This is a genomic window from Pseudomonas jessenii (assembly GCF_002236115.1).
GTDB lineage: Bacteria > Pseudomonadota > Gammaproteobacteria > Pseudomonadales > Pseudomonadaceae > Aquipseudomonas > Aquipseudomonas jessenii.
This window is the reverse complement of record NZ_NIWT01000007.1, coordinates 482,604-502,039: the sequence shown is the minus strand read 5'-3', so window position 1 is coordinate 502,039 and position 19,436 is coordinate 482,604. Positions and strand designations below refer to the sequence as shown.

17 protein-coding genes and 1 rRNA gene are annotated in these 19,436 nt (G+C 60.7%); 8 read left to right on the top strand and 10 right to left on the bottom strand.

The annotated features are described in order from the left end of the window. Positions 1-75 (top strand): 5S ribosomal RNA (rrf, locus tag PSJE_RS32320); the annotation flags it as partial. A 278-nt stretch (positions 76-353) separates the two neighbouring features. Then, positions 354-2,246, top strand: a complete 1,893-nt coding sequence (gene mrdA / locus PSJE_RS25050; protein ID WP_090456983.1) for a penicillin-binding protein 2 — start codon at positions 354-356, stop codon at positions 2,244-2,246. A gap of 12 nt (positions 2,247-2,258) precedes the next feature. On the opposite strand, the gene PSJE_RS25045 is transcribed toward mrdA, so the two are convergent. Then, entirely contained in the window at positions 2,259-3,218 is a 960-nt protein-coding gene (locus PSJE_RS25045; protein WP_057713890.1) for a LysR family transcriptional regulator, read from the bottom strand. Positions 3,219-3,373: 155 nt separating this feature from the next. Here PSJE_RS25045 and PSJE_RS25040 point away from each other — a divergent pair, with 155 nt between their 5' ends. The 6 genes from PSJE_RS25040 to PSJE_RS25015 all read left to right on the top strand — a co-directional run bounded on the left by PSJE_RS25040 (position 3,374) and on the right by PSJE_RS25015 (position 8,978). Next, on the top strand, positions 3,374-4,675 hold the full coding sequence (locus PSJE_RS25040; RefSeq protein ID WP_090456981.1) for an MFS transporter: 1,302 nt from the start codon (positions 3,374-3,376) through the stop codon (positions 4,673-4,675). Beyond that, complete coding sequence (locus PSJE_RS25035) at positions 4,672-5,427, top strand: class II aldolase/adducin family protein (RefSeq protein WP_090456979.1); 756 nt, start codon at positions 4,672-4,674, stop codon at positions 5,425-5,427. Before PSJE_RS25040 ends, PSJE_RS25035 begins: the two co-directional genes overlap by 4 nt. Next, the gene (locus tag PSJE_RS25030) at positions 5,424-6,365 is read left to right on the top strand and encodes a 2-hydroxyacid dehydrogenase (protein ID WP_191622268.1); all 942 of its coding nucleotides are present in this window, start codon (positions 5,424-5,426) and stop codon (positions 6,363-6,365) included. Before PSJE_RS25035 ends, PSJE_RS25030 begins: the two co-directional genes overlap by 4 nt. 218 nt (positions 6,366-6,583) lie before the next feature. Continuing rightward, on the top strand, positions 6,584-7,963 hold the full coding sequence (locus PSJE_RS25025) for an MFS transporter (RefSeq protein WP_090456977.1): 1,380 nt from the start codon (positions 6,584-6,586) through the stop codon (positions 7,961-7,963). 18 nt (positions 7,964-7,981) lie between these two features. Then, entirely contained in the window at positions 7,982-8,374 is a 393-nt protein-coding gene (locus tag PSJE_RS25020; protein ID WP_090456976.1) for a RidA family protein, read from the top strand. Next, on the top strand, positions 8,367-8,978 hold the full coding sequence (locus PSJE_RS25015; protein WP_090456974.1) for an RraA family protein: 612 nt from the start codon (positions 8,367-8,369) through the stop codon (positions 8,976-8,978). Before PSJE_RS25020 ends, PSJE_RS25015 begins: the two co-directional genes overlap by 8 nt. Here the strand turns inward: PSJE_RS25015 and PSJE_RS25010 are convergent. The 9 genes from PSJE_RS25010 to PSJE_RS24970 form a co-directional block, all read right to left on the bottom strand. After that, on the bottom strand, positions 8,975-9,892 hold the full coding sequence (locus tag PSJE_RS25010) for a LysR family transcriptional regulator (protein WP_046043224.1): 918 nt from the start codon (positions 9,890-9,892) through the stop codon (positions 8,975-8,977). The two genes, PSJE_RS25015 and PSJE_RS25010, sit on opposite strands and share 4 nt — an antisense overlap. Positions 9,893-10,039: 147 nt before the next feature. Continuing rightward, positions 10,040-11,170, bottom strand: coding sequence for a glycosyltransferase family 4 protein (locus tag PSJE_RS25005; RefSeq protein ID WP_090456972.1), 1,131 nt, complete (start codon positions 11,168-11,170; stop codon positions 10,040-10,042). Between the two features lies 1 nt (position 11,171). Continuing rightward, on the bottom strand, positions 11,172-12,302 hold the full coding sequence (locus PSJE_RS25000) for a glycosyltransferase family 4 protein (RefSeq protein WP_090456971.1): 1,131 nt from the start codon (positions 12,300-12,302) through the stop codon (positions 11,172-11,174). Beyond that, complete coding sequence (locus PSJE_RS24995; RefSeq protein WP_090456969.1) at positions 12,286-13,662, bottom strand: glycosyltransferase family 4 protein; 1,377 nt, start codon at positions 13,660-13,662, stop codon at positions 12,286-12,288. Before PSJE_RS24995 ends, PSJE_RS25000 begins: the two co-directional genes overlap by 17 nt. Then, a complete protein-coding gene (locus tag PSJE_RS24990; protein WP_090456967.1) occupies positions 13,659-14,918 on the bottom strand; it encodes an ABC transporter ATP-binding protein in 1,260 nt (419 codons plus the stop codon). The genes PSJE_RS24995 and PSJE_RS24990 overlap by 4 nt, the downstream gene beginning before the upstream one ends. Next, a complete protein-coding gene (locus PSJE_RS24985) occupies positions 14,918-15,715 on the bottom strand; it encodes an ABC transporter permease (RefSeq protein ID WP_057713900.1) in 798 nt (265 codons plus the stop codon). Before PSJE_RS24985 ends, PSJE_RS24990 begins: the two co-directional genes overlap by 1 nt. After that, positions 15,716-17,158: a mannose-1-phosphate guanylyltransferase/mannose-6-phosphate isomerase gene (locus PSJE_RS24980; protein WP_090456965.1), complete on the bottom strand. Its 1,443-nt coding sequence runs from the start codon at positions 17,156-17,158 to the stop codon at positions 15,716-15,718. It abuts the gene before it with no gap. 3 nt (positions 17,159-17,161) lie between these two features. Beyond that, a complete protein-coding gene (gmd, locus tag PSJE_RS24975) occupies positions 17,162-18,133 on the bottom strand; it encodes a GDP-mannose 4,6-dehydratase (protein WP_057713902.1) in 972 nt (323 codons plus the stop codon). After that, a complete protein-coding gene (locus PSJE_RS24970) occupies positions 18,130-19,044 on the bottom strand; it encodes a GDP-mannose 4,6-dehydratase (protein WP_090457963.1) in 915 nt (304 codons plus the stop codon). Before PSJE_RS24970 ends, gmd begins: the two co-directional genes overlap by 4 nt. Between the last annotated feature and the right edge of the window lie 392 nt (positions 19,045-19,436).

Here is a 19,436-nt window from a genome sequence, read left to right as displayed (position 1 = left end):
GAACTCAGCAGTGAAACGATGCATCGCCGATGGTAGTGTGGGGTTTCCCCATGTGAGAGTAGGTCATCGTCAAGATTAAATTCCGAAACCCCTATCTGCGTATGCAGGTAGGGGTTTTGTTTTTGTCCGCAATGTAGGAGCGAGCCCACTCGCGAAAAACCCGAGAGCGCTGCGGGGCGTCAGGTTTCCCGCGTCATCGTTGGCGTCCATCGCGAGCGAGCTCGCTCCTACAAGGTCATTGTAAAAAAAATCACATAAACCTGACTCCGCGCTTTTGCTAAGGTGCAGCTCATTTTTAATGGACTGAGTTTGCGCCCACGGATCGGCATTCTTTTCAAAGAGTTGCTGTAGAAATGCCCGAACCGATACCCATCAAGGACCGCGAGAAAGAGACACGCCTGGTCAATAAAAGGCTGATGGCCTGCGGCTTGTTCGTTGCCGCTGTCACCTGTGCGCTGGTAGTGCGCCTGTATGTCCTGCAGGTAGTCGAGTTCGACTATCACTCGACCATCTCCGAAAACAATCGCGTACATGTCCTGCCAATTACACCGACTCGCGGGTTGATCTACGACCGCAACGGCGTACTCCTCGCGGATAACCGTCCCAGCTACAACCTGACCATCACCCGCGAACGTGCTACCGATGTAAACGAAGAGCTGGACGAGGTAGTCAATCTCCTGCATTTGCCCGCTGAAGACCGCTCGCAGTTCGACAAGGCGATGAAGCAGGCACGTCACCCCTTCGTACCTGTGACGTTGTTCTATGAACTGAGCGAAGAGCAAATTGCCGTACTCGCCGTCAACGAGTTCCGCTTGCCGGGCCTCGATGTCGAGCCGCAGTTCGTTCGGCACTATCCATTGGGCGAGCACTTCGCCCATTCGGTCGGTTACGTCGGACGTATCAACGAGAAAGAGTCAAAGGCTCTGGATACCGTGGAGTATCGAGGCACCCAATCCATCGGCAAGACCGGGATTGAAAAATTCTACGAGAAGCAACTGCACGGCCATGTCGGTTATGAGGAAGTCGAAACCAATGCCCAGGGCCGCGTGCTGCGAGTGCTCAAGCACACTGACCCGGTGCCAGGCGAAAACATTGTCCTGAGCCTCGACGTCAAGCTTCAGGAAGCCGCCGAGCAAGCCTTGGGCGATCGCCGTGGCTCGGTGGTCGCACTGGATCCCTCGACCGGTGAAGTGTTGGCCATGGTCAGCAACCCGAGTTTCGATCCGAATCTGTTCGTCACCGGTATCAGTTCCAAGGAGTACTCCACGCTACGGGACTCTATCGACCGACCGCTGTTCAACCGTGTGCTGCGCGGTCTCTATGCGCCGGGTTCGACCATCAAGCCGGAAATGGCAATCGCCGGCCTCGATGCCGGTGTCGTCACGCCACAGACCCGTGTGTTCGACCCCGGTTATTACCAGCTGCCGGATTTCGATCACAAATACCGCAACTGGAACCACAGCGGCGACGGCTGGGTGGATATGGATGCGGCGATCATGCGTTCCAACGACACCTACTTCTATGACCTGGCACACAAGCTCGGTATCGATCGTCTGCACGACTACATGGCCATGTTCGGACTGGGTGAGAAAGTCTCCCTGGACATGAATGAAGAGTCCGCCGGCCTGATGCCATCCCAAGCCTGGAAACGCGCCACCCGTCGTCAGGCCTGGTTTCCGGGCGAGACGGTGATTCTCGGTATCGGCCAGGGCTACATGCAGGTCACGCCACTGCAGTTGGCCCAGGCGACGGCGCTGATTGCCAACAAAGGCGTGTGGAATCGCCCGCACCTGGCCAAAACCGTGGACGGTGTCGCGCCGGTGGATGAGCATCCGATGCCGAACATTCTGCTCAAGGATCCTCGCGACTGGGAGCAGGTCAATCATGGCATGCAGATGGTGATGCACGATGCCCGCGGGATTGCCCGGGCCGCAGCCGCGGGCGCGCAGTACCGTATCGCCGGCAAGAGTGGTACCGCGCAAGTGGTGGCGATCAAGCAGGGTGAGCGTTACAACCGGGAGAAAACCCGCGAGCGTAACCGCGACAATGCCTTGTTCGTCGGTTTTGCCCCGGCCGAGCACCCGAAAATCGTGATTTCGGTGATGATCGAAAACGGCGAGGCGGGTGGCCGTGTCGCCGGACCGGTCGTGCGGGAGATCATGGACGCCTGGCTACTTGATCAGGACGGGCACCTCAAGCCGCAGTACGCAGTGCCGAGCAAGGCACCGGGCGAACCTCACGTCTGAACCTTCATGGCTTCACAGCACAGGCTCACGGATGCTGAGCATGTGCTGGAAGCTCTCGAGGAACACCGTTTCGGCCTGGCTCATCTTCTGTTCGCGATTCCACAACAACTGAATATCGAAATCCACCACCCCGTCTTCCGGCGGCAAGCGCCAGAGCAGACCTTGCTCGACATCCCGGCGCACCAGATGGGTGGGCAAGGCGCCGATGCCGTAACCCGCGCAGATCAAGCGGTAAATTTCTTCGAAACTGGTAGAGGAGGCGACGATCTTGCCGGTGAAGCCTTGCTGGTCGCGGAACAGCGTCAGGGGTGAAAGATTGCCGCCGAGTTGATCGCTGGTGAAGCTGACGAAGTTTTCCGCCGCCAGTTGTTCCAGGGTCAGATTCTGTTGCCCGAACAGCCGGTGACGTTGGCCACAAAAGTAAGCATAGGTCTCGCGAAACAGTACCCGTTGTTCCAGTCGTGGCTGTGGCAAGCGGCACAGGCCAACGCCGACTGTCGCAGTTTTTTGCAGCAGCGAACTGATGATGTTCGAGCTGCCCATCACCTCGACTTCCAGCTCGATTTTCGGATGGGTTTCATGGAAATCAGCGAGGAAGTCATCGTAATGCCGAGCCTGCACACCGCTGACGGTGAGGATGCGGATCTTGCCCACCACGTCGTCGTGGCGACTCTCCACTACCGTCCCCAGGCGTGAAATATCTCCGTAGATATCCGCCGCTATGCGCAGGACTTCTTCCCCGGTTTCCGTCAGATCAAAGCGTCGTCCGCTGCGGGCAATCAACACGCATTCCAGTTGTTCTTCCAGTCGTTTCAGCGCCTGGCTGACGGCCGACTGGGTGATGTGCAGTCGCGCGGCGGCGCGGCTCATGCTGCCTTCCTGGCCGATGACCAGATAGGTGCGCAGCAGGTTCCAGTCGAGGCGGTCATTGAGAAAGCGACGCCCGACCCACGGGTTGGAATTGGAAGGCATAAAACCTCATGCAGTAGCGGTGCTAATAGTAAAGATAAGGAATTGAAAATTGACTAATCCTGGCATGGAAGCGATAAAGCCCACAAGCGCCACAGAGCGCAACCGTCATCAGCCTTAACACCTGCCCAAAAACTATAAGTACACAGGGTCCTTGCATGCACACTACTCCCCAACCGCGCCGAGCCGCGGCCGCTGCCTTCATTGGCACGACCATCGAGTTCTACGACTTTTACATCTACGCCACCGCGGCGGCGCTGGTCCTTGGGCAAGTGTTCTTCCCCAGCAGCGACCCGGTCATGAGTACCCTGGCGGCGTTCGGCAGTTTCGCGGTCGGCTTCATTGCCCGTCCCATGGCCGGGATGGTGTTCGGTCATCTGGGCGATCGTCTCGGGCGCAAGAAAATGCTGTTGGTGACCATGGCCTTGATGGGCGTCGCCACGGCGGGTATTGGCCTGTTGCCGAGCTACGCCAGTGCCGGCATCTGGGCACCCATTGGTCTGATCGTGCTGCGTGTCATTCAGGGCATTTCGGTCGGTGGTGAGTGGGGTGGGGCGGTGTTGATGGCGAGCGAACACGCGCCGGCCAAGCGCAAGACGTTCTACGCATCGTTCGCCCAGCTCGGCAGTCCCGCCGGTTTGTTGCTGGCACTGATCGCTTTCCGTCTGGTGACGTCCCTTGAGCCAGAGGATTTCCTCGCCTGGGGTTGGCGCTTGCCGTTCCTCGCCAGCGGCGTATTGATGATGGTCGGGCTGTTGATCCGTTCCGGCGTTCACGAGTCGCCGGAATTCGCCAAGGCCAAGGACAACAACGAGACCGCCAAATACCCGGTGATGGACGTGATCCGTACCTGCTGGCGGCAGATCCTGTTCGCCGCCGCTGCCGTGACCATCGGCTCGGCCGGGTTCTTCTTCACCAACACCTTCATGATCACTTATGTCACCCAGTATCAGGGCATTGCCCGATCGACGATTCTCGATTGCCTGTTTCTGGTGACCGTCATCCAGTTGCTCTCACAACCGCTCTCGGCGCTGATCGCCGAACGTATCGGTGAAGGTTGTTTTCTCAAATGGGTCGCGTTGCTTTGCATGCTCACGCCATACCCGATGTTCCTGCTGGTAGGCACGCAGAACATTGTGTTCATGACTGCCGGCATTGCCCTGGCGGTGGTGATTCTCTCGGCGCTGTACGCGGTGATCGCCGGCTACATGACCCAGGCCTTCCCGGTGCACCTGCGCTACTCAGGCATTTCCATCGCGTACCAATTGGCTTGCGCCGTGGCCGGCGGCACCACGCCGCTGATCGGCACCCTGCTGGCCAGCAAGTTTTCCGGACAATGGTTGCCGCTGGCGGTGTTTTTCACCTTGCTCTCGGCCCTGTCCCTGATCGGTGTTTGCGGCCTGGCCCGCCTGCGCGCCAACCCGGTCGTCACCCACGCTGCTAAAGAGGTGTATTCGTGAGTAAACCTGCACACATCGACCCGGTTGAATGGCAAGCCCGTTGCGAACTGGCTGCGCTGTATCGACTGGTCGCGCACTTTCGCATGACCGACCTGATCGACACCCATATCACCCTGCGGATTCCGGGGCCTGAGCATCACTTCCTGATCAACCGCTACGGGGTGATCTTCGACCGCATGCGCGCCTCGGACCTGGTGCGCATCGATCAGGAAGGGCGGGTGGTCGACCCGGAGTGCGCGGGCCATCGGGTCAACGCTGCCGGCTTCGTGATTCACTCGGCGATCCACATGGCGCGTCCGGACCTGAACTGTGTGATCCATACCCACACGGCGGCCGGCATGGCGGTCGCGGCGCAGAAGCAGGGCCTACTGCCGATCAGTCAGCATGCGCTGAAGTTCTACGGCAAGCTGGCCTATCACACCTATGAGGGCATCGCGCTGTCGCTGGATGAGCGCGAGCGCTTGATTGCCGACCTCGGTCCGCACCGGGCGATGATCCTGCGCAACCACGGTTTACTGGTGGGTGGATCGGGCGTGGCCCAGGCGTTCCAGGAAATCCACTTCCTGGAGCGGGCCTGTCAGGCCCAGGTGCAGGCGCTGGCCGGTGGTTCGGCACTGCATTACCCGTCGCCGGAAGTCTGCGCGCACACCGCCGAGCAGTTCGACCGTGATGAGCAGGACAACATCATCGACCTGGCCTGGGAGGCCGCCCTGACGTTGATCGAATCCCAGCGCGAGTCATATTTGTCATGAACGCCGTCATCAACACAGTGGTTCTGCTGTCCCGCGATACCTTGCTGCTCAAGCAATTGCAGGCGGCGTTTGCCCGCAGTGCGCCGCAGCTCACCGCCGTGCTGGCCGACGATTCCCGGGCCGCCAATGCACAGATGGCGGCGTGCTGGTTTCCCTTGCCGGGCAGTCTCGGCGCATTGCCGAACCTGCAGGTGATTCACTCGGTGGCCGCCGGTATCGATCACCTCGATCACGATCCGTCGTGCCCGGACCTGCCGGTTTGCCGTGTGGTCGACCCGGGCCATCGCCAGGGGATGACCGAGTACGTGCGCTGGGCGGTGATCCACTATCACCGCGGTTTCGATCAGGTGTTGTCGCACCAGCGGGAGCAACGCTGGGAGCGGCCGCTGCAACGGGCGGCGGGGCAGTTCAAGGTCGGTGTGATGGGGCTCGGATCGCTGGGCAGCGCGATTGCTCTGGATCTGGTCGCAGCCGGTTACGACGTGCGCGGCTGGGCGCGGCGCAGCAAGGACTTGCCCGGTGTGCGCACGTTCGCCGGGGGTGATGCGTTGCATCCTTTTCTCGACGGCGTCGAGTTGCTGATCAACCTGTTGCCACTCACCAGCGAAACCCGCGGGATTCTCGGACGAGCCACTTTCGAACAGCTTGCCAGCGGCGCGGCACTGATCAACTGTGGCCGGGGTGGGCATTTGAACATCGACGATCTCGAACAGGCCCTGGCGAGCGGGCATTTGCGCGGCGCCTTGCTGGATGTGTTCGAGCAGGAACCGCTGCCGGTCGATCACCGGCTCTGGACAATGCCCGGTGTCACCATCACCCCGCACATGGCTTCGGCGGCTTCCCATGACTGTATTGCCGAACAAGTGGCAGAGAACTTTCGTCGATTGAATGCCGGCGAGCCGTTACTCAACTGTGCCGACCGAGTATTGGGATATTGAACTAACACACCCCCTGTAGGAGCGAGCCCGCTCGCGATGGTCGTTAACGATTTCGCGTGTTTGCCGGTTAAACGCGGTGTTCTTGAGTTCATCGCGAGCAGGCTCGCTCCTACAGGGACCAGCTTCCCGTAAGTCATAACAACAACCTTCGCCTCAACCGTTTTACTGCCAGTCAAAACAATTAAATAACGAGTTCTGATGAATTCCTGGAGACAGTGATGAGCGATCTATCGTCCGCAGAAAAGTCCGGCGCACCACCGGAAGTTGCAATCAGCATGAAAAAAGTCGCGGTGGCCAGTGTGATCGGCACCACCGTTGAGTGGTACGACTTGTTCGTGTTTGCCACGGCTTCAGCGCTGGTGTTCAACAAAGTGTTCTTCCCGGATTTCGTGCCGCTGATCGGAACGCTACTGGCTTTCGGCACCTTCGCTTCGGCGTATCTGGCACGGATTGTCGGCGCGGCGTTGTTCGGGCATTTCGGTGATCGCCTGGGGCGTAAGTCGATGCTGTTGATCTCGCTGCTGACCATGGGCGCGGCCACCTTCGCCATCGGCTTGTTGCCTGACTTTGCAACCATCGGTATCTGGGCGCCGATCCTGTTGTTGCTGCTGCGGGTCGTGCAAGGCCTGGCATTGGGGGGGGAATGGGGCGGGGCGGTGCTGATGGCGGTGGAGCATGCGCCGGCCAACAAGCGTGGCTTGTACGGCTCCTGGGTGCAGATCGGCGTGCCGGCCGGGACCATGATTGCCAACCTGGCATTCCTGTTGATCGCGGCGTGGCTGTCCCCGGAGGATCTGTTGGCCTGGGGGTGGCGTATTCCGTTCCTTGCCAGCGTGTTGCTGATCGCCGTCGGTTTGTATATCCGCCTGAACATCTCGGAAACCCCGGCTTTCAACAAGGTCAAGGAAGCCGAAGTGCAAGTGAAAATGCCGTTGGCGGAAGTATTCCGCAAATACTGGAAGCAAGTGCTGCTGGGGGGTATTGCCACCATGTCCACGGGCGCTTCGTTCAACATTATCGTGGCGTTCGGCTTGACCTATGGCACACAGAACCTCGGCTTCAGCCGCAGCGTGATGCTCGGTGTGGTGCTGCTGTCCTGCGCCTGGTGCATTGTCATGTTGCCGGTGTTCGGTGCGCTTTCGGACCGATTCGGACGCAAACCGATCATTGTCGGCGGCATCATCGCCGAAGCGCTGGTGGCGTTCCCGATGTTCTGGCTGATGGACACCAAGGAGCTGTCGATGGTGGTGTTCGGTTATCTGTTGTTGATGACCGCGTTCGCCGCCAACTACGGGCCGATCGCGACCTTCCTCGCCGAGCTGTTCGGCACCCGGGTGCGTTATTCCGGTTTGTCCATCAGCTACATGTTGTCCGGCCTGCTCGGCAGCGCGGCGACGCCCATCGTCACCACGGCATTGCTGGCCGCGACGGGCAAAGGTTCGTCGGTGGCCTGGTACATGATCGGTGCGGCGTTGATGTCCCTGGTGGCCCTGTTGCTGTTGACCGAGACCTTCAAGAAGGACATCAGCGAGATCCCCGGCGTTGTCCCCACAGACGATCCGGCCCCCGGTAAACCCTTCAAATCGGCTACGGCCTGACATCTGGAGCTCTACAACATGCGCAGAATTCAATCGGCCCCGGGCTACATCGGCCCGGTCGGGCCTTACTCCCAAGCTGTTGTCAGCGGCCACCTGGTGTTCACCGCCGGGCAGATTCCGGCCCACGGCAGCCTCGACGAACAGCCTGCTGATTTCCCCGAGCAGGTACGGCAAACCTTGCGCAACCTCGAAGCGATCCTGATCGAGGCGGGCTCCGGTTTCAGCCATGTGATCAAGGTCAATGCCTACCTGACCGATCCTGCGCAACTGGAGCCGTTCAACGCCGTGTACCGCGAGTTCCTGGGCCATGCGCCACCGGCGCGCACCACGGTGTGCGTGGCATTGTGGGGCGTATCGCTAGAGATCGACTGTGTTGCCGAACTGATTGCCGGGGAGCCGCAGCATGGATGAGTCGCAACTGATCGAGCAGCTCAAGGCCGTGAGCTTTCCGACCCTCGGGCACTTTCTCGAAGAGGGTTTTGCCGATCCGCAACTGCGGGCCATGGTGCCCAATGTGAAAGTCGTTGGCCGTGCGTTGACCCTGAAACTGGTGGGCGCCGATGCCATTGCCGTCAACCGGGCCCTGGCGCAAATCAGGCCGGGCGACGTGCTGGTGATCGACACCGGTGGCGATCACCAGCATGCGCCAGTCGGTGCGGTGACCAGTTGCGCGGCACGCTTTGCCGGTGCTGTGGGTATTGTGGTGGACGGCGCAGTGACCGATCTGCTGGAGCTGCGTGAAGCCGGGTTGCCGGTGTTCGCCCGAGGCACCAGCCTGTTGACCACCAAGCTGCACGGCCGTGGCGACAGCGCCATCAATCAGCCCATCCACTGCGCCGGCGTGACGGTGCAGCCGGGGGATTGGGTGCTGGCGGACGACAACGGCGTGTTGTTTCTCGACACGGCATCGGCGGCGGCAGTCATCGATCAGGCGCTGGCTTCGGATCGCAGCGAGCCGCGCTTGCTCGAACGCTTGCAGGCCGGTGAACCGGTGACGCAAGTCTTGCGCGTTTAGTCCGTCAGCCGTTGTTGCAGGCTTTCGAGAAAGATCGTCTCGGCACGGCTCATGCGCTGTTCGCGGTTCCACAGCAAATGAATGTCCACATCGGCAATCCCCTCGTGGGGCGGCAGGCGCCAGAGCAATCCGGCGTCGACGTCGGCCGCCACCACGTGTTCGGGCAGACAGCCGATACCGAAGCCGGCGATCACCAGTCGCCGGACTTCTTCCAGGCTCGGTGAGGACGCGACGATGCGACCACTGAAACCCTGCTGATCGCGGAAAATCGTCAGCGGCGAGAGCATGCCGCCGATCTGGTCACTGGTGAAACTGACGAAGTTCTCCCGTTGCAAATCCCCTTCGGCGACGTCCTGCTGGCCGAACATCCCATGGTGCTTGCCGCAGAAAAAAGCATAGCGTTGACGCAGGAACAAGCGCTGCTCCAGGCGTGGCTGCGGGCGCCGATTGAGGCTCAGGCCGAGGGTCGCGGTTTTTTCCTGGAGGGCGCTGACGATGTCGGAACTGCGCATCACGTCGACTTCCAGGTCCACTCGCGGGTATTGACGATGGAAGTCGGCGAGAAAGTCATCAAAGCGCTCGGAGAAGATCCGGCTGATGATCAGCAACCGCACTTTGCCGATCACTTCGTCGGCCGGTTGTTCCAGCACGCTACTGACCTGGGACATTTGCCCGTAGATTTCCCCGGCCAGGGCGAAGATCTGCTCGCCGACTTCAGTCAGGGCAAAACGTGGCCCGCGACGGGCAATCAATTGGCGGCCCAGTTGTTCCTCCAGGCGTTTGAGCGCCTGACTCACTGCCGGTTGCGTCAGGTGCAGGCGGGCGGCAGCGCGGCTGATGCTCTGCTCCTGGCCAATCACCCGAAAGGTGCGCAGCAGGTTCCAGTCCAGGCGGTCATTGAGCAGACGTTGCATAGGCGGTCAGCAGAAAGTCGGGGGGGCCAATAGGGAGAGTCGACGGCTTGCACACATCCTGCGCAAGCCATGGCAAATCTACAGTCGCAGGATCGTAACACTGTTGGAGCGCAGCAGCAGAGACAACTCGGATCTGCAAAAAAAACCTCATGCGTAGGCGAGGGCTTTCTCTTCCAGCAGCTCCTCATACAGCGCTGCCCATTTGCGACCCATTTCGTCCGCGGTAAACAGATTTTGATAACGGGCCTGCGCCTTCTCGCCCATTTGCGCCGCCAGCACCGGGTTTTCCCAAAGCGTGCGCATCGCCTCGCGAAACGCCGATGGATTGCTCGGTGGCACCACCAGCCCGGTCTCGTTATGGATGTTGATGTAACTGGTGCCAGTGCCAATTTCACTGGAGATCATCGGTTTGCCATACATCGCGCCTTCCAGCAGCGAAATGCCAAAGGCTTCGGAGCGCAGGTGCGACGGGAACACCACCGCATAACTCAACTCGAGCAAGGCGACCTTGTCTTCGTCGCCCAGGAACCCGAGAAAGTGCAGGTTCCGCAGGCCCAGCGCCCTGGCCTGGGCATGCAGCTCCGCTTCCAGCGGGCCGGCGCCCACGATCACCACGGGATAGTTCAGCCCCTGCATCGCTTCAAGCAGGATGTGCAGCCCCTTGTAGTAGCGCATCACACCGACGAACAGGAAGAACTTGTCCCCCAGCTTCTGGCGCCAGCGCTCGGTCCGCGCCGCGTCTTGCGTCGGATAACCCGACTTGTCCAGGCCATAGGTGATGACACGGGTCTTATCGTGGTAGTCCTTGAGCACGTCGCTGGTGTGAAAGTAGTTCGGGGACGCCACGGCGATTCGATCCGCGCTGTCCAGGAACCGACGCATCAACGGACGGTACAGTTTGAGCAGATGGCGTTGGCGAATGATGTCGGAGTGGTAACTCACCACGCTGGGCTTTTTGATGTCGCTGACAAAATGCACCAGGTCCATGAAGGGCCAGGGGAAGTGATAGTTGACCACGTCGGCTTCAGCCGCGAGCTCTCGAAACTGCTTGAACACGCTGTAGGAAAAACCGGTGGAGGCGAGTTGAAAATCCATCCTGGCCTGATGCACCTGGTGCTCGCGGATCTGCAACACGCCCGGTGCCGGATTATTGCTCAGAGTCAGCACAGTGCTGTCGACACCATGGCGCGCGCCACTTTCGCTCATCTGGAAAATGACTTGTTCGATGCCACCCATGGAGTCGGGCAAGTAGGTTTTATAAAAGTGCAGAACGCGCATATCAGTTCTCCATTGCCTGGCGGTAGGCGCGGGCGGTCACCGTCGCGCAACGCTCCCAGGAAAATAGCTTCGCCCGCTGCAAACCCGCCTCGCGACAGGCCTGCCAGTGCGCCGGGTCGTCGATCAACCGCTGCATGGTATCGCGCAAGGAGTCGGGGTCGTGCGCCTCGATGTAGTTGCCGGCATCGCCAGCGACCTCCGGCATCGCCGACTCACCCGTCAGAATCACCGGAGTGCCACTGGCCATGGCTTCCAGCACCGGCAGGCCGAACCCCTCGTACAACGAAGGGAAGACCAGCGCCCGGGCTCCGGCCAGTAGCTGCGCCAGATCGTCGTCCGACAAGTACCCCAGAAGGCACACATGACCTGACGCGAGGGCCGAACGTAATTCGTCGTTGAACTGCTGACGCTGCCAGCCGGCCATGCCGGCGATCAGCAACGGAAAACGCTGGCGCACGGTTTCCGGCAGCCGGGCATGAGCACGCAGGGCCAGGGTCAGATTCTTGCGTGGCTCCAGGGTACCGACGCAAAGGAAATACTCCCGCGCCTCGACGCCGTGGGCCTTGAGGACCTGATCGATGGCCTCGGGTTCACGGGGGTGGAAGCGCGCGGCCACACCCAGCGGTGCCACCACGAAGCGCTCGGCCGGCAGTGCGAACCAGGCCTGCGCTTGCTCGGCGATGTACTGCGAGTCCGTCAGAATCAGCCGCGCCCGCTGTACGCCGTCGGCCAGTCGCCGCTCGATTTCGCGCAGGCGTGCCGGTGGTTGGGTGTCGGGATAGTGCAGGTGCGTGAGGTCATGCAGTGTGATGATGGTCGGGCCGTTGAACGACAGCGGCCACAGACTCGGCTCGTGATACAGATCAATGGCCTGGGAAGGGCGCTGATCAAAACGCTTCTGCTCCAGCCAGCGCCGTGCCTGATAGGCTCCCGGAATCTGTCGCAGCAACGGCGTCAGACGCGAGTAACCGGGCATCGCCGCCTCAGGCAGAGTCGAACTCCAGCCCCAGCCGTGGAACAACGACAACTCGACGTCCGATTCGCGGGCCAGGGCCGTCGCCAGTTCGGCGACGTACTGACCGATGCCCGTGCGCGGTGCCTGGAGGATGCGGGCGTTAAGGGCAATTCGCATGCTGACTCTCAGGCACCTTCGTATCGCTGTGCAGATTGCGCTGGATGCGTTCGACCAGTTGCGCACTCGCCTCGCGCCAGCTCAGCCAACGCCAGTTATCCAGGTTGAGGGGCGCGGGAAATGCGCCGCCGCTTTCCATGTCGATGACCAGATCGGCCAGGTTCTGCGGGTCGGAGAGGTCGAAATACGCCATGTACTCGCCACCGATTTCGCGGAACACCGGGATGTCGCTGGCCATGGCCGGCAGGCCTCGCTGCATGGCTTCCACCAGCGGCAAACCGAACCCTTCGACGTAGGACGGGAACACCAGCGATGTCGCGTGGGAATAGGCGTGTTCCAGGCTCTTGTCCGAAAGGTTGTTGAACATGAACAAACGCAGGTTCAATTGCGGATGCTGGCGTATACGCTCGATCAGCGCCTCGCATTTCCAGCCAATCTTGCCGACGATGCATAACCGGGCTTTGGAGCCGGCCGCCCAGGCGCGCTCGAACGCGTCCAGCAGATACGCATGGTTCTTGCGCGGCTCGATGGTGCTGACCATCAGGAACACAGGGTCCGGCGTCTTGAACATCTGCAGCAGCCCCGGGTCGACGGTAGACCGGGCATCGGTCAGGTCGAGTTCGGAACCGAGGTGAAAATAGTCGAACCAGCGTTGCTGAACCTGCGCGGTACCGATCCTGCGGGTCATCTCCTGGCGGACCTGGTCGCGGATGGTGGTCGAGATCGCCACGTAGCCATCGGCGGTGCGGGCGATCCAGTCGAACCATTCGTTGAAGACCTTCACCAGTCCTGCGTCGCAAAACTGCGGGTGGGTCAGGGGAATCAGGTCGTAGATCACCGAAACGATGCCGACCCCGTCACGCTTGAGTTGTTCGGCCAGGGGGAAGAAGTTGGCGTGCCAGGACGAGTCCAGCAGCACCAATTGGTCGCCGGCGCGATGCCGCAACGGCACGCAACGCTCGGGAACCTTCTGGCCCTTGAGTGCCCGATCGAGCAGGCGCATCGGTAGGCTCAGGCAGGCGAACGCGGTCAGACGGCAACCGACGTAAAGCACCCGGCGGGCGAACTTCGATTGGCTGAAAGGACGGCGACGTTCCAGCGCGCGGTGGCGCAGCCAGAACTGATTGGCGAACTGTTCTAGCTTCACCCGCAGGCTCACCAGATCCACTTTGACGGTCGGCAGGGGCGCCAGGCTTTTCACCTCGAACAACGCGCCATTGATCATCACCACCGGAACGCATTCGCGCCGGGCGTTCGCGGCCGGCAATTGCTGAATCACATTGCGAACGACCCGCTGGATGCCCGAGTTGGCATCCGGGTGTTCGAAGACGTAGGTACATTCCACCAACAGTCTGGTCATCGTGTTTCCCCAATGGATTCCACCCGGTTTTCGCTGGAACGGGTCACGCTGGTCTGCGCTTCGAGCCAGGAGCAACCCACGAAATCTTCCTGGCGATTGTTGATCACGTGGAAAACCAGCCCGTAGTCACGCCATTCGAAATTGCGATCCAGGTGCGAATCCAGCCGCGACAGGCTCAGGGCCACCGAATAATTGCCCTTGCCCAGGCGCATGTCGAAGGCAAAACGGTAGGTGACGCGTTCGCCGGCACTCAGGTCGGTGAGGGCTTTGTCCACCCGGTGGGTATTGATGCCGTACATGGGCTGGCCAAGGCGATCCTTGATCATGAAGCCGAGAATCAGTCGCTCGATGTCCTGGCGCACCTCGACCTGCACTTCCAGGACCATCGCCTGGCCGACTTCAGCCACCTCCACCGAACGCCCCTTGGGGTCAAGCAGGCGGACGCTGAGAATGCCCGCTTCGCCTGTCCCGGAAATGGTTTGCACCTGCCCGTTGGCGAGCATTTCCTGACGCACCGTCTGGCCCTCGCGCTGGGCGAGCATGGCGTTGTAGTAGTCCATCACTTCTTCAGGCTTGCCGCGCATGGCCATGCGCCCGTTCTCCAAGAGGATGGCGGTGTCGCAGATCGACTGGATCGCCGAACGGTCATGGGACACGATCAGCAACGTGGTACCGGCCTTGCGGAAGTTGCGGATGCGATCGAAGCTTTTGTGCTGGAAGTAGGCGTCACCCACGGACAGCGCTTCATCGACGATCAGGATGTCCGGCCGCCGCGCGGTGGCCACGCTGAACGCCAGGCGCATCTGCATGCCGCTGGAATAGGTGCGAACCGGATGGTCGATGGCCTCGCCGATTTCGGCGAAGCTCTCGATCTCTGGCATCAGCGCTTCGATTTCTTCGACCTGCATGCCGAGCAACTGGCCGGCCATGAAGGTGTTCTGCCGACCGGTGAAGTCCGGGTGGAAGCCCATGCCCAGCTCCAGCAGCGCCGCCACACGTCCTTGCAAGTGGATGTCGCCGCAGGTGGGCTGGGTGGTGCCGGTGATCATCTTCAACAGCGTGCTTTTACCCGCACCGTTGACCCCGACGATGCCCACGGCTTCACCCGGCTGAATCTCGAAATCGACCCCTTGCAGGACCCAGTGCAGGTGATGCCGGGTGCGGGAAAACGGCACCAGCCATTCGAACAGCCGGCTCCAGCGATTCGGGTACTGCTTGTAAGCCTTGCCCAGGCCACTGACACGTATATGTCCCATCAGAGCTCGTCCACCATTTCACCGACACGCTGGCGGAACAGCCGCAGCGCCATCCCACAGAACAACAGGCCGATCACCAGCAACGGGACCAGCGAGCTCCAGTCTGGCCATTGGTTGTAGAGAAACAGGTTCTGGTAGCTGTTCATCAGTGCCGTCATCGGGTTCAGCTCGATAAAGCGCTGGATGCCCGTCGGCAGGATCGACAGCGGATAAACGATCGGCGTCAGCCAGAACCAGAATTGCAGGCAGATGCCGAAAAACTGCCCGACGTCGCGAAAGAACACGTTGAGCACGCCCAGAATCATTCCCAGCCCGGCAGCGAAGATCACCTGCAGGACCAGCAACGGCACCAGCGCCAGCAGCGCCATGCCAGGCAGCCGTCCGCTGATCAGCAGGAAGCCGAGGAACAACCCCAGGATGATCGCGAAATTGATCCCGGCATTGAGCAGCACGATGACCGGCAGGCAGATGCGCGGGAAGCTGATTTTCTTCAGCAGGTTGGCGTTTTCCAGGAACATGCTCTGGCTGCGCGTGGTGATCTCGGCGAACAGGCCCCAGGTCAGCAGGCCGGCGCACAGGTAGACGCTATAGGCCAACCCGTCATCCACGCCCGGCAAGCGGGCGCGCATGATGGTGGAGAAGATCACCGTGTAGACCAGGATCATCGACAGCGGATTGAGCACGGTCCACAAGGCACCGAACAGCGAGTTGCGATAACGCGCCTGAAACTCCCGTTTGACGCTGCCGAGGATGAAACCCCGGTAACTCCACAGCGATTGGTAAAGATTACGCAGCATTCAAACCGTCCTGCCGTATTGATCTTCGAAGCGGACGATGTCGTCCTCTCCCAGGTATTCGCCGCTTTGCACTTCGATGATCACAAGGTCGATCACGCCGGGATTTTCCAGGCGATGTTTGTGACCGGCGGCAATGAAGGTCGATTCGTTCTTGGCCACCAGGTGCGTGCCGGTGCCATTGTTGGTGACCTTGGCCATGCCTTCGACCACCACCCAGTGTTCATTACGATGGTGGTGCATCTGCAACGACAACTTGGCGCCGGGCTTGACCACGATGCGTTTGATCTTGAAGCGCGGGCCTTCCTCGAGCACGGTGTAGGTGCCCCATGGCCGGCTGACCGTACGGTGCAAGCGATAGGCTTCGTGCTCTTTATCCTTGAGTTGCCTGGCCACCCGGCGCACATCCTGGGCACGGTCGGCGTGGGCCACCAACACCGCGTCGGCGGTGTCGACGATGATCAGGTTATCCACGCCCACGGTCGCTACCAGACGGTTTTCGCTCTGGACGAAGTTGTTGTGGCTGTCGATGAAAATCGATTCGCCGACGGTGCGGTTGTTCTGTGCATCCGCTGGAACCAGCGCGGCCACCGCCCCCCAGGAGCCGATGTCGCTCCAGTCGAAACGGGCCGGCACCACGACCACTTTGTCGGAGCGCTCCATCAACGCGTAATCGATGGAAATGTCCATGATTTCGCCAAACAGGGCCGGTGACAGTTCCTGTTGCAGGCTTCCGGCGTTTTCCACCGCGGCGCTGGCGGCCATGCAGGTTTGCGCCTGCTCCAGCAAGTCGGGAGCATGGGTTTGCAGCTCGGCCAGCAGGCTGGCGACCGAGAAGCAGAACATCCCGGAGTTCCACAGGAAGTTGCCGCTTTCCACGTAATGCGTCGCGGTTTGCAGGTCGGGTTTTTCGACGAAGCGCCGCACACTGGCAGCGCCTTTATCGTCCAGCGATGTGCCGGCTTCAATGTAGCCAAACCCGGTTTCCGGAGCGGTCGGTACGACACCGAAGGTCACCAGGTGACCGCGCCTGGCCAATGCCACGGCATGCTCGACTGCGTCCTTCAATGCGTCGACATTGACGATCAGGTGGTCGGCGGGCATGACCAGCATGATCGCGTCGTCACCATGCAGGGCCTGGAGGGAGAGGGCGGCGGCGGCAATGGCCGGCGCCGTGTTGCGCCCCGTCGGCTCCAGCAGGAAGTGTCCGCGATGGCGGCCAAGGTGCGCGTCCCGAAAGTGATCCTTGCTCTGGAAGTAGTACTCGCGGTTGGTCACCGTGACGATATCGCCCCAGCCGTCGAGCAGGTCCGCGGCACGCCGATAGGTCTTGCCCAGCAGCGACTGGCCGTCGGGCAATGCCATGAACGGTTTGGGATGGCCTTCACGCGACACCGGCCACAACCTTGTCCCGGCACCGCCGGAGAGAATCACGGGAATCAGCATGGCCTACTCCTTGGCGACGCGTTTCATGTCCGCATCCATCATCATGCGGATCAAGGTATCCAGGTCGGTTTTTGGTTTCCAACCCAGCACACGCTGGGCCTTGGCCGGGTTGCCGAGCAGCACTTCGACTTCGGCCGGGCGGAAGAACGCCGGGTCGATCTTCACGAAGTCGCGGTAGTTCAGGCCCACGTGATCGAAGGCGATCCGGCACATCTCGCGCACGGTGGTGGTGACGCCGGTGGCCACCACGAAGTCATCGGGCTTGTCCTGTTGCAGCATCAGCCACATGGCTTCGACGTAGTCCCCGGCAAAGCCCCAGTCGCGCTTGGCGTCGATGTTGCCCAGGCACAGTTCCTGCTGCTTGCCCTGCTTGATGCGGGCGGCGGCGTCGGTGACTTTGCGCGTCACGAACTCGATGCCGCGCAGCGGTGATTCATGGTTGAACAGAATGCCGCTGCTGGCGTGCAGGTTGAAGCTTTCGCGGTAGTTCACGGTGATCCAGTGGCCGTACAGCTTGGCCACGCCATAAGGGCTGCGCGGATAGAACGGTGTGTTCTCGTCTTGCTGTTCGGCCTGGATCAGGCCGAACATTTCGCTGGTGGACGCCTGGTAGAAACGCGTGTGCGGGCTGAACTGACGGATCGCTTCGAGCAGGTGGGTAACGCCCAAGCCGTCGACGATGCCGGTGGTCACCGGTTGATCCCAGGAAGCCGCGACAAAGCTTTGTGCAGCAAGGTTGTAGATCTCGTCCGGCGCCGATTTGATCACCGCGCGCTGCACTGAACAGGCATCGGCCATGTCGCCGTCCAGGTAGACGATGTCCGCCTCGACCCCCATCTCGCGCAGGCGCCAGCGCGAATCGCTGCTGCGACGCGCCACCAGGCCGTGGACTTTGTAGCCCTTGTCGAGCAACAGTTTCGCCAGATAAGCGCCATCCTGGCCGGTGATACCTGTGATCAATGCACTTTTAGTCATTCTTGTCGTACTCGCTTCTCCCAGTCGGACAGGATCGCCCGCAGGGATTGTTGTGTTGTGATTTCAGGCTTCCAATCGGTGGTTTGGGTCAGCCTGGCAGGGCTGCCACACACACGTCGCTGATCCGCGCGGCGAAGTCGTGCAGGGTCCTGGACCAGTTGCAGATCGACCTGGGCAAGATCTGCCAGTTGTTCGATCAAACTGCGAATGCTCTGCTCGCGCCCCGAGCAAATGTTGTAGACCTGCCCCGGCGTACCTTTTTCCAGCAAGGCCAGGTAGGCCGAGACCACGTCCCCGACATCGAGGAAATCGCGCGTGACGTCGATGTCCCCGACCTCCAGTTGTGGCCCTTGCAGTCCTTGCTTGATCCGGCAGATCTGACGGGCGGCGCTGGCGATGACGAAGCTGTCTTTCTGCCCGGTACCGATGTGGTTGAACGGGCGGGCGACCAGTACGGGCCAGCCTTCGCTCAGGCCCCATTGCAAACTCAGGAACTCCGCCGACAGTTTGCTGACGGCATAGGGATTGCGCGGGCAGGGTGGTTGCAATTCAGTGATGGGCAGATGCTCTTCAGCGACCTGGCCATAGACATCGCCGGAGCTGACGTACAGGAACGTGCCGCTGAAGCCGCGCGCCTTGAGGGCCTGCAGCAGGTTCAGGGTGCCCAGCAGATTGATATTCAGGGTACCGGCCGGATCACGAAAAGCCTCCGGGACGAACGTCTGGCCGGCCAGGTGGATCACCGCATCGGGCATGACCGGCCACAACCCTTCGAGGCTGTCCGGCGCGGCAAGATCGTAGCGGCCGGGAACAGGCAGCAGCTCCCATTCCGAGGCGTCAGCCTGCAAACGCGATTGGATGTGTTGTCCTACGAATCCAGTCAGACCCGTGACAAACAGACGTTTTTTCAACAGCGACCCCCGGTCATACATTTCATCCATTTCCTACTGGCTTAATGGAAGGGTCTCACGAATCAACAGGATCGCTCGTAAGACAGATGAAATGTTTTGTTGTAGTTGTTTGGTAGCCAATCTGTGCCATTTGCTCGGCAATTTCAACAGGTCCAACCGTGACTGATCAGTTCTCGTCTGCGTAGCCTGATTTATTCTCGTCGGGCGGTTCACGAATCCTCAACGGATGTGGTTAGAATGCCCCTCGTCACGATTACCCGGGGTTCGGCAGCGTCGCTTCGAAACTGCGAGAAACTGACCACTAAAACAAGAACGAAGACGGGCAGGAAGACGATGGACGAGCGCCAGTAAACACGGACTCGAACCGTATCCTCCCCGTCATAGCGTGAGGC

Coding starts and splice junctions, on each gene's coding strand:
- mrdA (WP_090456983.1), top strand. CDS start 354: ATGCCCGAACCGATACCCATCAAGGACCGCGAGAAAGAGACACGCCTG.
- PSJE_RS25025 (WP_090456977.1), top strand. CDS start 6,584: ATGAGCGATCTATCGTCCGCAGAAAAGTCCGGCGCACCACCGGAAGTT.
- PSJE_RS25020 (WP_090456976.1), top strand. CDS start 7,982: ATGCGCAGAATTCAATCGGCCCCGGGCTACATCGGCCCGGTCGGGCCT.
- PSJE_RS25005 (WP_090456972.1), bottom strand. CDS start 11,170: ATGCGCGTTCTGCACTTTTATAAAACCTACTTGCCCGACTCCATGGGT.
- gmd (WP_057713902.1), bottom strand. CDS start 18,133: ATGACTAAAAGTGCATTGATCACAGGTATCACCGGCCAGGATGGCGCT.
- PSJE_RS25030 (WP_191622268.1), top strand. CDS start 5,424: ATGAACGCCGTCATCAACACAGTGGTTCTGCTGTCCCGCGATACCTTG.
- PSJE_RS24990 (WP_090456967.1), bottom strand. CDS start 14,918: ATGGGACATATACGTGTCAGTGGCCTGGGCAAGGCTTACAAGCAGTAC.
- PSJE_RS25045 (WP_057713890.1), bottom strand. CDS start 3,218: ATGCCTTCCAATTCCAACCCGTGGGTCGGGCGTCGCTTTCTCAATGAC.
- PSJE_RS24995 (WP_090456969.1), bottom strand. CDS start 13,662: ATGACCAGACTGTTGGTGGAATGTACCTACGTCTTCGAACACCCGGAT.
- PSJE_RS25040 (WP_090456981.1), top strand. CDS start 3,374: ATGCACACTACTCCCCAACCGCGCCGAGCCGCGGCCGCTGCCTTCATT.
- PSJE_RS24985 (WP_057713900.1), bottom strand. CDS start 15,715: ATGCTGCGTAATCTTTACCAATCGCTGTGGAGTTACCGGGGTTTCATC.
- PSJE_RS25000 (WP_090456971.1), bottom strand. CDS start 12,302: ATGCGAATTGCCCTTAACGCCCGCATCCTCCAGGCACCGCGCACGGGC.
- PSJE_RS25015 (WP_090456974.1), top strand. CDS start 8,367: ATGGATGAGTCGCAACTGATCGAGCAGCTCAAGGCCGTGAGCTTTCCG.
- PSJE_RS24980 (WP_090456965.1), bottom strand. CDS start 17,158: ATGCTGATTCCCGTGATTCTCTCCGGCGGTGCCGGGACAAGGTTGTGG.
- PSJE_RS25010 (WP_046043224.1), bottom strand. CDS start 9,892: ATGCAACGTCTGCTCAATGACCGCCTGGACTGGAACCTGCTGCGCACC.